Source organism: Mesorhizobium sp. M7A.F.Ca.ET.027.02.1.1, assembly GCF_004022985.1.
GTDB lineage: Bacteria > Pseudomonadota > Alphaproteobacteria > Rhizobiales > Rhizobiaceae > Mesorhizobium.
The window spans coordinates 1-11,740 of record NZ_RZOL01000186.1; the positions used below are offsets into that span (position 1 = coordinate 1).

Genomic DNA, 11,740 nt, shown 5'->3' on the forward strand with positions numbered 1-11,740 from the left:
ACCTGTTAACCGATCTCGCCGCGTGGCGCGCGCCGCGGATCGGCGTGGCGGCCGCCGCCGGCGCCATGCTCGCGGCCGCCGGCGTCGTCATCCAGCGGGTCACCGGCAACCCGCTGGCGAGCCCCGAAGTGCTTGGCGTCGGCACCGGCGCCGGTGCCGGCCTGACAGCCGTGCTGATGGTCAGCGCCACGGCCGATCTCGGCTGGCAGCTCGCCGGCTCAGCCCTGGGCTCACTGGTGGCCTTGATTGCCATGCTGGCCCTTGCCGCACGAGCAAAGTTCGGTGCCGAGCGGCTGCTGCTTGCCGGGATCGCCATGAGCGCGCTGTGCAGCGCTGCGATCACCGCGACGATCGCCATGGGCAACGCGCAGTCCTACATCCTGTTGCGCTGGCTGAGCGGCTCGACCGGCCAGGCGTCGACGCTCGATGCAGGGCTAGCACTCGCCTGTCTGTTGCCGCTGACATTGCCGCTGTTCCTCGCCGCGCGCTGGCTCGACATCCTGCCGCTCGGGTCCGACAGCGCACGCGGGCTGGGCGTGCCGGTCGCCGGCGGACGATTGATGCTGATCGTCGTTGCCGCGCTCCTCACCGCGCTGGCCGCCATGGTCGTCGGACCGTTGAGCTTCGTCGGCCTGATCGCGCCACACCTTGCCCGTCTGGTCGGCTTTTCCCGCGCCCGCGTCCATCTCGCCGGAGCGATGCTTCTGGGCGCCCTGCTGATGATCGTCTCGGACTGGCTGTCGCGCATGGCTGCCTTTCCCTACGAACTGCCCGCCGGCCTGTTCGCTTCGCTGCTTGGCGGGCCGTATCTCGTCTACCTGCTTGCCAAGGGCGTGCCGCGCCAGGGCTGACGGGTTCCGAAATGCTATGAGGTTCTATCCATAGGGCTAGGCCAGTGCGGCCAAGCTGGCGCGCATCGATCGGTCATGTTCCGGCAGCCGTGATACGGTCGGCAGGCCGCGGGCTTCCTGGGCACCGAAGCCCAACCGTGTCAGACAGGCGCGCGCCAGGGCCGCATTGCTGTCGATGACGACCAATCCATTGATATCGTTGAGGCTGGCGGCCACCACCGACAGTTCGGTGCAGCCGAGCAGGGCTGCATCGGCGCCGGCCGCTTGCGCGATGTCGAGCGCGCGCTCGGTTTCAACCGCCGCATCCGCGATCGAACCCGCCTTGACGAGGCTGATCGCGCTGTCGACGCAGGCCTGAAACTCGGTGTTCGCGGGAAGGCAGAGCTCAAATCCCGCTGCCGACATCCTGTCCTGATAGAAGCCGGAGACCAGCGTGCCTTGGGTGGCGAGAACAGCAACCCGGCCCTGATCCAGGCTGCGACGCGTCTGCGTCACCACAGCATCTCCGATATGGATGATTTCCGCGCGCGAATTCGCCGCCAGTTGGCTGTACCAATGGTGGGCGGTGTTGCACGGCATCGCGATGCGGGCGACGCCGAGCGCATTGAGCGTCGCGACCGCGGCTTTCAAAGGCGCCAGCGGCCCATCATGGCCGGCAAGGATCGCTTCGGTCCTGTCGGGCAGCTGTGGGACACTGAGGATCACGGCAGGCACATGTTCGTTGTCTCTGAGCGCCTGGGTCATCCGGGTCAGCTTGAAGTAGAAATCAGCCGAAGCAAGCGGCCCGAGACCGCCGATAATGCCGAGCTGGGGACGGATGCTGTCGTCGATCATCTGACAGGCTCGGCTTCGAGCTGGTCCGAGGCGGCGTCAGGCTGCGTCGTCTCCCTGTGGCTGGGAGCGATCATTGCCGTGCTCGCCGCGACGGTGCAAACGCTGGCCAGCGTCATGAACGTGTCGACGGCTGCATCCACCGCGACGAACAGGACGAACGCCGCCTCGAAGGGAAGCTTCAGGTAGCCGCAGACGATGGACATCTGGGACAGGATGAGCAGGCTGCCCATACCGCCGGTGGTGAGCGCGAGAAGCGCTGAGATGATGCCGACGAGCACGAGGTCCGAGACTGCAAGCTGGTGGCCGTAAAGCTGGGCGATGAACAGCGCACCCGAGGTGTAGAGCAGCGCTGGGCCTGTACGCAGCAATGCCGCCTGCAGCGGCACGAGCAGTTCGACCACCACCAGGCTGAACCGCAGGCGCTCGCTCAACAGGTTGATGACCCATGGCAGCGAAGCGACCGTAGAGCGTGTGGTGATGGCCACCATGAGAAGCGGCTGGCAGGTCTTGATCGTGGTCCAGTAGCTTCGTCGCGACCGGATGGCGATAATGGCAAAGGCCCCGGCAACGAATATGAGGCAGGAAAGACCCATAACCAGCAGGTAACCGCCCATCAGCGTGAGCGGCTTGGTTCCGGTCGACGCGGTCTGGTCCGCGATCAGGATGAAAGTTGCAAAGGGCAACCCCCAGATGAACCAGTTGGTGAGCACCGTGCAGGCCCGGTAGACCGCGTTGAGCGCCTGGGTCAGGCTCATGGACGAAGGCTGGGGAATCTTCCCCATCGCGAGCCCGAAAAGCAGGCAGAACAGCAAAACCTGGATGGTCTGGCCCGAGGCCAGCGCGTTGAAGACGTTGTTCGGCACCAGGTCGAGCAGGATCGAGTGCCCGCCATTGGGGTCGCCATTGGAGGGCGGCGGCTGGAACGGGAAGGCGAGATCGGTGGACACGCTGCCTTGCGAATTGATGAACTCGCCAAGCTCGATGCGCGACTGCGGATTCTCGATCTGGCCCGGCTGCAGGATCAGCGACAAGGTGCCGCTCACCAGCACGCTCAGGAACGACACGACCAGCACGGCCATACCCACCTTGCCGAGGTAGCGGACCGATTTGGGATCCTGGACCATTGCCGTGATGGAGAAGATGACCGACGAGACCAAATAGGGCAGGACGACCATCTTGAGGAAATTCAGGTAGAGCTGTGCGACAGGGCTGATCGCATGGGCAAAGTCTGGATAGTAGAGGCCGCACAATATCCCTGCAGCAATCATCACAATCGTCGTCACCGGAGATCGCAGGATGCGGCTTGCCGCGAGGCGCCAGTCGAAAGGCAGGGGTCCGGCTACCTCGGAGATGGCCATGTCAGGCTTTGCTCCCCAGGCGATAGCGGGCGATGATCTCATCCGTGTTGAGAATCTGCTGACCCCGCGCGAGATCGAGATAGAGATCGACAAAGGCCGCGAGGTGCGGATTGTCGGGCCGCACGCCGACTGCGATCGTATCGACCTTGTCGGTCAGCGTGATCGAGCGCGCGACGACCGTCATCGACGGATCGTCGACCATCAGCTTCTTGATCTCGAAATCATCGCGATAGGCCATGTCGATCGTCCCGTTTCGGATCGCATCGATGATCAGATCCCAGCTTGCCAGGCGGTGGATTTGCGCATGCGGGAAGGTCGTGGCCGCATAGGTGGCGAATGAAGAGCCCCCGATCACGCCAAGATCGCCTGAGAAATCACGGACGATCTGTTCGGCCGGTTTGCCTTGCGCGATACGCGCCAGGTTGAGGCGGTTGGCGATCAGCCCTTGCCGCAGCATGGCGTAGGGGCGGGAATAGATGATCGACCGGCCGCGCTGAAGCGTCCGGCTGAGCTTGCCAATCGCCATGTCGGCCTGTCCGGAACTGACCTGACTGACGATATCGTCGAACGTTGCGGCGGATCGGTCGAATACCGGCTCGACGCCAAGCGCCGCGGCGATGCCGTGGGCCAACTCCATGTCTATGCCATCGTCCCCCGACCCGTCGGCCGGAAAGAACGGATTGGAAGCGAAGGCCGGCATTGCGATGCGCAATGCATCGCCGCTCGCGATAGGTTGAGGGGCGTTCTCCGCCTGCTGTCCCGGAGTGCTGGCTGCGCGGGCTTGCGAGATCAGCAACCCGCCGCTCCCGGCCGCAAGCAGTGTACGACGTGTAACCGACATGCGCGTTCTCAATTAACCCGGGAAAGCTGCAACATGCACAACCCGCGTTAAACAAACGTATATATTACACTGAGCCTTTTTATGTATTGGACAAGCAGCTTAGCGCCACAAAATATCAGCACTGCCTAATATATTAGGAAAAGCGGAAGGATCGCGTTGCTTCCCGCCGGGCGATCGTCTGGATTGTCAAAACGTCTCGACCCAAGGCCGTAACTCAAGCTCCGAGCTCCAGGCGCTGCGATGCTGGCGATGGGTTGTGAGATAGGCCTCGGCGATGGCATCCGGCGACAGACGGCGGTCCTGTAGGTCGGGATCGGCTGCCTGTCCGGGCGGCGCGATCTGGCCGTCGATAATGAAATGGACGACGTGGATGTTCTGCGGGGCGAGTTCGCGGGCCATGGACTGCGCCAGGCCGCGCAGGCCGAATTTCGGCATGGCAAAGCCGGCCGAGCCGGGAAAGCCCTTCACACTGGCAGTGGCGCCGGTGAACAGGATCGAACCGGATCCCCGGACAAGCAGCCGGCGCGCCGCCTGCTGGCCGACCAGGAAGCCGCCATAGGCGCCGACCAGCAATGCCTGTTTGACCGCTTCCGCATCGAGCTCGGCGATCGGGCCGCGGGTGCGTGCGCTGGCGTTGAACACCACGAGCGCCAGCGTGCCGGCCTTGTCGGCGGTGTCGAACAGGCTGGCGACGGACGCAGCGTCGGCAACATCCGTCTCAACGGCCAGAGCACCGGTTTCGTCGATCAGAGCGCTGAGCTTCTCGACGTTGCGAGCGGCCAGAACCACGCGAATGCCTTCGCGGGTGAGAAGGCGCGCAAGCGAGGCGCTCAGACCAGCGCCCGCGCCTGCAATAACGGCCACATCGGATGAGGTCATGATTTTTCTCTCCTTGCGGATTTCGGCGGAAGCGTTTCGCCAGATCAGGCAAGGTCGCGCCTTCGCGGCCGGCAGGCAAGAGGTGGCATCGCTGCGGTTGTTGAGCCAGACGGCCGCAAACCGGCGTTGCGCGGTCCAGTATCGCCAGTGGCGCTACGAGGATAGGTCCGCCTCGGTACCGCGACCCCCGCCTCCACAGGGGCAAGGCTTGAACCTTGCTCACCAACCGGATCCATCCGACACGTGATTTCGACAGAGGAACCGTTTTGCTTCGTCAAGCGGTCGGCGACCTCATTAATGGGACTGGAGCATGGTCCCGAAAAGTGGGAAACGGTTTCCGGAAAGATCATGTTCGATAAGGAAACGATTATGGAACCAATCTGGGCCGTCGGCCTGATGACCGGCACGGTGCTGGACGGCAACATCGACGTCGCGCTGATCAAGACCGACGGCGAACGTATCGAGGATTTCGGCACCTACCGGCTGATGCCCTATCCTCCGTCGATCCGCTCCCTGCTGGAAGAGACGCTGACGGAGGCGCGGGCGTGGAACTTTGTCGGGCCGGAGCCGGCGATCTTCCACACCGCGGAGGAAGCCCTGACGCGTGCCCAGTCAGCAGCCGTCAAGGAATTGGTCGAAGGCTATGGCATGACGATGGCCGATATCGGCGTCGTCGGTTTTCACGGCCAGACCGTTCTGCATCGCGCGCCGCAGGTTGGACGGCTGGGCCAGACAAGGCAACTCGGCGACGGTGAGCTGATGCATGCCCTGTTGGGTACCAAGGTCGCATACGATTTCCGCTCGGCCGACATGCGCGCCGGGGGGCAAGGCGCGCCGCTGGCCGCAGCCTATCACACGGCGTTGATGCGCGGCGCCGGCGCCAATGGCGAGGTGGCCGTACTCAATCTCGGCGGCGTCGCCAACATCACCTGGTGGGATGGCGCCGACAATGTCGTTGCCTTCGACACCGGCCCCGCCAACGCGCCGCTGAACGATTTCATCAAGTCGAAGGGGCTCGGCGAGATGGACCGCGACGGCGCGCTCGGCGGTGCGGGCAAGGTGGACGAGGCGCGGCTGGCCAAGCTGCTGCAGCACCCCTATCTCACCAAGCCCTATCCCAAATCGCTGGACCGTTTCGACTTCGGCGCCGCCATGGCGGAAGGGCTGGATGCGGAGGATGGCGCGGCACTGCTGACCGCCTTTACCGCTGGAGCCGTCGGCAAGGCACTCGACCTCTTACCAAGCCGTCCGAAAAAACTGGTGGTCAGCGGCGGCGGCCGCCACAACCCGACCATGATGGCGATGCTGACCAGCCGTGCCGGCGTCGAAGTGGTGCAGGCCGAGAGCCTCGGCTGGAGCGGCGATGCGGTCGAGGCGGAGTGTTTTGCCTTCCTCGCGGTGCGCGTGCTGCGCGGCCTGCCAATCAGTTTTCCGAGCACGACCGGCGCACCGCGGCCGATGCGGGGCGGAAAACTCGCCAGTTAGAGCCTCTTCCATCCCGGAAGCGGGATGGTCTCTATCTCAGTGTTTGAGGATGACCTTTCCCGCCCGGCCGACTTTCAGGCGATGCGGCTTTTTGCTCAGGTTTTGCAGTCGAAAGGTCTTCGGAATAGTCGAAAAGCTTTTCCGCCGGGACCCACTGTCATCCAACCGTTAAGAAGAATTAATACAAGACAACAGCGATCTTGTTTTCAGCTGACGCCTCATTTCGCAGGCGTATGGCCATTGATGCGCGCCTACATAGCGGCGGCAGTATAGTTGGGATTCAATTTATGTTGTCAGCAGGTTTAGCCTTATTGCGCGGTGCACGGCCGACGGTTTCGGGGGCGGCAGCTGCGCTCGCCCTTGCAATCATCGGGGCCATGATCGGATCCGCTGCGCGGGCTGAGCCCATTCGCGGTGCGGGGTCGACACTGGCCGCGCCGATCATCGGCAAGTGGGCAACGACATACAAGGCTGCACGCGCCGACGGCGGCGACTTCTTCACGCTGGACTGGACCGTCGATTATGAACCGGTCGGATCCCTTGCCGGCCTGATGCGGCTTGCGCAGCCCGAACTGGATTTCGCCGCCACGGATGTTCCCGTGCCGGCTGATGATCTCGCCAGGAACGGCCAGCAGCAATTTCCGATCGTCATGGGCGGGATCGCGGTGGTCGCCAATCTCGATGGCCTGCCGGAGCAAGGTCTGCGCCTCTCCGGCCCGGTGATCGCCGACATCTATCTGGGCAAGATAAAGTCCTGGTCCGATCCTGCGATAAGGGTGCTCAATCCCGACATAGCCCTTCCCGATCTCGCCATCAGCGTCATCCACCGGCAGGACGGTTCGGGCTCAACCTATGTCTTCACCGAGTTTCTGTCATCGACAAGCGAAGACTGGAAGACGAAGCCTGGAGCCGACACTCTGATCGACTGGCCGCTCGGGACAGGCGCGGAAGGTACGCAAGCGCTTCTTCGTGCCGTGGCTGCGAGCAAGGGGGCGATTGCCTACGCCGAATACGGCCAGGTTCTTCGCGCCGGCCTTCCCTTCGCAGCGGTCCAGAACAAATCCGGCAAGTTCGTCAAACCGGACCCGCAGGGCGTGCAAGCAGCGGCCACCTCCGTCGCCTGGGGGGAAACGACCGACTTCTTCGCCTCCCTCACCAATCGCAGCGGAGATGGTGCGTACCCGATCAGCACGGCGGTGTTCGCCGTTGTCCAGGTCGCGGGGCGTTCGGAACATCGCTATCGCCGCGTGCATGATCTTTTCCGGCTCGCCTTCGCGCAAGGTGCCGGCGACGCCACCGCACTCGGCTATGTGCCGCTGCCGAAAGCGCTCATTGGCCAGATCGAACAGTATTGGGCAAGGCAATTGCCGGTCGGAAACTGACCCGAACGAAAGCTGCCTTGCGCAGCAACTGAACTTCATACCGCGTCGTCGTGGCGACTTGTTGGGGGCCTGCCTGAAATGGACATAGATATCTTCAAGGACATCCTCGTGCCGGTGATCGGCGGCTTGGGCATCTTCATGCTCGGTCTGGATTTCATGGCAAACGGCATCCAGGCGCTGTCGGTCAACCGGATGCGCGACTTTCTCGCCAAGGCAGCCGGTACGCCGGTCAAAGGCGTGCTGGCGGGAACGCTGATCACCGGCGTCATCCAGTCGTCGACGGCGATGAGCGTCATGGTCGTCGGGCTGGTCAATGCCGGTGTCATCGCCCTGCGGCCGGCGATCAGCGTGATCATGGGCGCCAACATCGGCACCACGCTCGGCAACGGGCTCATCGCCCTGCCGCTCGGTCCGCTCGGATTGATCCTGGCCGGCGTGTTCTCGCTGGTCTACTGCTTCGCCAAAAGCGAAAAGGTGAAGAACATAGCGCTCGCCTGCATGGGTTTCGCGCTGATCTTCTACGGCCTCAACCTGATGACCGGCGGCCTGCGTCCGCTTCGCAACCTGCCGGAAGTCATGGCGCTGCTGCAGACGCTGACGGCCGACTCCTACCTCAACCTTTTCAAATGCGTGTTCATCGCCGCCGGCGTGACCGCCATGATCCACTCGTCCTCGGCGACGATCGGCATCGTCATGGGCCTTGGCGCGGCGGGCATTCTCGACTGGACAACCGCCGTCGCCTTCTCGCTCGGCGCCGATCTCGGCACCACGATCACATCCTGGATGGCTTCCCTCAACCTTTCGAAGAACGCCAAGCGGACCGCCTATGCGCATATCTCGTTCAATATCATCGGGGTGTGCATCACCATCCCTCTGTTCTTCGTCTCCATCCAGGTGCTGGAATGGGCCATGCAGTTCTTCGGCGGCGATCCGGCCGTTCCGGTGATTGTCGACGGCAAGGAGACCTTCCCCCTGGTGCCGGTCGCGGTCGGCCTCTACTCGACCTTCTTCAACGTCTTCAACACAGTGCTGCTGTTCCCGTTCATCGGCGTGTTCGAGCGGGTGCTATCGCGTGTCGGCCACACGGATGCCGACGACGCGGAGGATTTCTCGACGCCGAAATTCCTCGACCGCAAACTGGCCAGCGATTTTGCCAAGGCCATTCCCGCCGTGCAGCAAGAGACGGCCCGCCATCTGGAGGCCGGCGCCATGTTCCTCGACATCGCACGCTCTTCCAAGAAGGCGCCGTCGGATCCGGGCGAGCACTATCTGGCGACCGACATCCTCAGCCGCGATATCCGCGCCTACACCGCCGCGCTGATGAAGGAGGATCTGCCTTACGAACAACTCGATCTGATCGCCAGCCTGATCGAGGAAGCCGACTTCACGGCCGCCCTGACGGAATCGATGCATCAGGTGGCGCGCCGCGTCAGGCGCGAGAAGTTCAGCAACCCGGCGCAAGCCATCGTCGACGTCGCGCTGAACAAGCTCGACACGTCGCTGCGCGAAATCTTGCCTACTTACGGAATTTCCAGCCCGCAGATGCCGGCCGGCCATGTAAATCTGCCCGGGGTCGAGGAACTGCGTGCCCGCACGCTGGCGCTCGGACCGAATGCCGGTGCCGCCGAACGCGGCACGATCCTGGCCCTGCTCGGGTCGATCGAGCGTGCGGAAATCCTGATCCATCGCATCGATGCCGAGCGCAGATCCGTAAACCGCCAAAGCGTGCTCGCCCGTGCGTCGGCACGCAAGGAAACCAGAGCAAGCCCGATGGGAGACCCAGGCCTGGTTCCGGCCGAGTAGCGGTCCGCCGGACCATAACCACCTTCGTTCGGATTGCGGGTCAGGCAGGAAGACAGTCCATCCCGGTTCCGCCGGGATGGATCAGGCCAACGCCAGCCTCTTCTGTAAAAAGATGCGGCTGCGGCCGATAGGGAAATCGGCGAGCGTTCCAAAGGGTTCGTAACCCTGACGCTGATAGACCTTTGCGGCATTCGGATTGAAGGTGTCGATCCAGGCATTCCGGCAACCGCGTGCCATGGCTTCCTGTTCGGCCGCATCCAGCATCTTGCCGGCCATGTGCTGGCCTCGCAGCCGCTCATCGACCCAGAGCCATTGCACGTAGAGCCAGCCCCAGGCCGTGTAACCGGAAATGCCAGCGACGACCGCGCCATCCTCGTCGCGCACAAACACCACAAGCGCCTTCCTTTCGGATGCGCCGACATCGCCGTCGTTGAACGCCGTCAGCCGTTCACCGAGAAAGGCGAGTTCTTCCGGCAAGGGATTTGCCGTCGTTTCAAGAGTCGTGTTCATCGCTTTTCCGAGATGGTTGCGTGTCGGCGTCGCCGCCATTGCGAAACTCTGATGCGGCAATGCCGTAGCGCTTGAGCTTGTCATAAAAGGTCTTGCGCGGCACGCCCAGCGCATCGATGGCGCTGCGCACCTCGCCACCATGGTCGCGCAGCGCGTCGCGGATGAGCTGTGCTTCGTATTGGCCGACCCGTTCTGGCAATGCTGCCGTAGGCTCCGGCGAATGCGCGGAGACCGCCCTCCTCTCATCTTCCGGACCAAGGCCGAGCGCAACACGGTCGGCAAAATGGGCAAGCTCGCGCACATTGCCTGGCCAGTCATGCGACTGGAGATGATCGCTGACCGCAGCGTTCATCTTCGCGACAGGCCGGCCGAACCGTTCTGCCGCCTTGCCCAGGAAATGCCCAAACAGCATCGGGATATCGCCGCGACGCTCGCGCAGCGGCGGGATGCGCAGCGTCACCACGTTAAGGCGAAAATACAGATCCTCGCGAAAATCACCGCGTTGGTCCGACCGCCCCAGATCGACCTTGGTCGCGGCGACGACCCTGAGATCGATGCGCCTGATGTCGTTCGAGCCAAGTGGAGTGAGGCTGCGTGTTTCGAGCACGCGCAGCAGCTTGACCTGGAGCGCCGGCGGCATGGATTCGATCTCGTCGAGAAACAGCGTGCCGCCGCTGGAATGCTCGATGCTGCCGATCCGCCGCCGCTGCGCGCCGGTGAACGCGCCCGCCTCATGGCCAAACAACTCGCTCTCGATGACCGTCTCCGGCAGCGCACCGCAATTCAGTGCCACGAAGGGTTTTGCGCGCCGTCGCCCCCATCTGTGCAGGAGGTCCGCCACCACTTCCTTGCCGGTTCCCGTTTCTCCCTCGACCAGCACATCGACGTTCATGTCGGCAATCTGGCGCAAGGTCTCGCGCAGCCGCTTGATGGCAGGAGCCTCGCCGATCAGCGGCAGGCCGTCAGTGGCGAGGGCCGCGGCTTCGCGCAGCCGCCGGTTCTCCATCACCAGCCGTCGCTTCTCACTCGCCCGTTTCAGCGCCTCGACAAGGCGGTCGCCGGCATAGGGTTTCGAGATGAAATCGTAGACACCGTCCTTGAGCGCGGCCACTGCGAGATCGACGTCGCCATGGCCGGTGACCAGGATCACGGGTATGTCCGGGTCGATCGCCTTGATGCGATCGAACAGCTGCAGCCCGTTCATGCCCGGCATGCGGATGTCGCTGACCACCACGCCTTCAAAGGTCCTGTCGACAACGGCAAGCGCTGCCTCGGCGGCGTCGCGCGCGACCACAGCGAAGCCGGCAAGCTCGAGCAATTGCGTTGTGGCGTGCAGCAGGTCCGCATCGTCGTCGACGAGCGCCACCAGCCCTGATCCCTCAATCATTCAATTCGCCTCAAATCGATGGTGAAGGATGCGCCGATGCCATTGCCGGGATCGAGCCGCAGCGTGCCGCCCAATTCCTGGGCGATCTCCTGCGAGATCACCAGCCCGAGGCCAAGCCCCTTCTCCTTGGTGGTCTGGAACGGCATGAACAGATTGCCGGCTGCTTCCGGGCCGAGACCTGGGCCGTTGTCGCGCACCGAAATCAGCACCCTGTCGTCGCGCTCGGCAAGCTCGATCTCGATGCGCGGATCGGGCTGGTCCTTCATAGCGTCCAGCGCATTCTGCAACAGATTGACCAGGATCTGCTCCAGCCGGATGCGGCTCGCCATGACCGCCGGCGAGGCGGTGCCGCGCGGCTTGACGATGGTCACGCCGGAATCGCGGATGCGGCCGGACAGCAGCGACAGCGC

Annotated in this window: 11 protein-coding genes; 4 read left to right on the top strand and 7 right to left on the bottom strand. The window is 63.6% G+C overall.

The window, feature by feature from the left end; all coding sequences use genetic code 11:
• Nucleotides 1–851 (top strand): iron chelate uptake ABC transporter family permease subunit (locus EN749_RS20055; protein ID WP_145990952.1); only part of this gene is annotated, 851 nt, incomplete at its 5' end.
• 36 nt (nucleotides 852–887) lie between these two features.
• On the opposite strand, the gene EN749_RS20060 is transcribed toward EN749_RS20055, so the two are convergent.
• From EN749_RS20060 to EN749_RS20075, 4 genes are all read right to left on the bottom strand, one after another.
• The gene (locus EN749_RS20060) at nucleotides 888–1,685 is read right to left on the bottom strand and encodes an amino acid racemase (RefSeq protein ID WP_128363788.1); all 798 of its coding nucleotides are present in this window, start codon (nucleotides 1,683–1,685) and stop codon (nucleotides 888–890) included.
• A complete protein-coding gene (locus tag EN749_RS20065; RefSeq protein WP_128363789.1) occupies nucleotides 1,682–3,043 on the bottom strand; it encodes a cation:dicarboxylase symporter family transporter in 1,362 nt (453 codons plus the stop codon). The genes EN749_RS20060 and EN749_RS20065 overlap by 4 nt, the downstream gene beginning before the upstream one ends.
• Nucleotide 3,044: 1 nt before the next feature.
• Nucleotides 3,045–3,884 (bottom strand): transporter substrate-binding domain-containing protein, encoded by an 840-nt coding sequence (locus tag EN749_RS20070; RefSeq protein WP_189367613.1) that lies wholly within the window; start codon nucleotides 3,882–3,884, stop codon nucleotides 3,045–3,047.
• Nucleotides 3,885–4,070: 186 nt separating this feature from the next.
• Nucleotides 4,071–4,763, bottom strand: a complete 693-nt coding sequence (locus EN749_RS20075; protein ID WP_128363790.1) for an SDR family NAD(P)-dependent oxidoreductase — start codon at nucleotides 4,761–4,763, stop codon at nucleotides 4,071–4,073.
• 369 nt (nucleotides 4,764–5,132) lie between these two features.
• On the opposite strand from EN749_RS20075, the gene EN749_RS20080 reads away from it, so the two are divergent.
• The 3 genes from EN749_RS20080 to EN749_RS20090 all read left to right on the top strand — a co-directional run bounded on the left by EN749_RS20080 (nucleotide 5,133) and on the right by EN749_RS20090 (nucleotide 9,433).
• Entirely contained in the window at nucleotides 5,133–6,248 is a 1,116-nt protein-coding gene (locus tag EN749_RS20080; RefSeq protein WP_128363791.1) for an anhydro-N-acetylmuramic acid kinase, read from the top strand.
• Nucleotides 6,249–6,625: 377 nt separating this feature from the next.
• Entirely contained in the window at nucleotides 6,626–7,630 is a 1,005-nt protein-coding gene (gene pstS, locus EN749_RS20085) for a phosphate ABC transporter substrate-binding protein PstS (RefSeq protein WP_245491459.1), read from the top strand.
• A gap of 78 nt (nucleotides 7,631–7,708) precedes the next feature.
• Nucleotides 7,709–9,433 (top strand): Na/Pi symporter, encoded by a 1,725-nt coding sequence (locus tag EN749_RS20090; RefSeq protein ID WP_127272615.1) that lies wholly within the window; start codon nucleotides 7,709–7,711, stop codon nucleotides 9,431–9,433.
• Nucleotides 9,434–9,514: 81 nt separating this feature from the next.
• Here the strand turns inward: EN749_RS20090 and EN749_RS20095 are convergent, their stop codons facing one another.
• The 3 genes from EN749_RS20095 to EN749_RS20105 all read right to left on the bottom strand — a co-directional run.
• The gene (locus tag EN749_RS20095; RefSeq protein WP_128363793.1) at nucleotides 9,515–9,943 is read right to left on the bottom strand and encodes a GNAT family N-acetyltransferase; all 429 of its coding nucleotides are present in this window, start codon (nucleotides 9,941–9,943) and stop codon (nucleotides 9,515–9,517) included.
• A complete protein-coding gene (locus EN749_RS20100; RefSeq protein ID WP_128363794.1) occupies nucleotides 9,927–11,330 on the bottom strand; it encodes a sigma-54 dependent transcriptional regulator in 1,404 nt (467 codons plus the stop codon). The genes EN749_RS20095 and EN749_RS20100 overlap by 17 nt, the downstream gene beginning before the upstream one ends.
• On the bottom strand, nucleotides 11,327–11,740 hold a 414-nt coding region (locus EN749_RS20105; RefSeq protein ID WP_128363795.1), incomplete at its 5' end, for an ATP-binding protein. The genes EN749_RS20105 and EN749_RS20100, both read right to left, overlap by 4 nt.

Bases quoted from the DNA above. Each gene is read 5' to 3' on its own strand.
- EN749_RS20060 (WP_128363788.1), bottom strand. From the start codon at position 1,685: ATGATCGACGACAGCATCCGTCCCCAGCTCGGCATTATCGGCGGTCTC.
- EN749_RS20065 (WP_128363789.1), bottom strand. From the start codon at position 3,043: ATGGCCATCTCCGAGGTAGCCGGACCCCTGCCTTTCGACTGGCGCCTC.
- EN749_RS20070 (WP_189367613.1), bottom strand. From the start codon at position 3,884: ATGTCGGTTACACGTCGTACACTGCTTGCGGCCGGGAGCGGCGGGTTG.
- EN749_RS20075 (WP_128363790.1), bottom strand. From the start codon at position 4,763: ATGACCTCATCCGATGTGGCCGTTATTGCAGGCGCGGGCGCTGGTCTG.
- EN749_RS20080 (WP_128363791.1), top strand. From the start codon at position 5,133: ATGGAACCAATCTGGGCCGTCGGCCTGATGACCGGCACGGTGCTGGAC.
- pstS (WP_245491459.1), top strand. From the start codon at position 6,626: ATGATCGGATCCGCTGCGCGGGCTGAGCCCATTCGCGGTGCGGGGTCG.
- EN749_RS20090 (WP_127272615.1), top strand. From the start codon at position 7,709: ATGGACATAGATATCTTCAAGGACATCCTCGTGCCGGTGATCGGCGGC.
- EN749_RS20095 (WP_128363793.1), bottom strand. From the start codon at position 9,943: ATGAACACGACTCTTGAAACGACGGCAAATCCCTTGCCGGAAGAACTC.
- EN749_RS20100 (WP_128363794.1), bottom strand. From the start codon at position 11,330: ATGATTGAGGGATCAGGGCTGGTGGCGCTCGTCGACGACGATGCGGAC.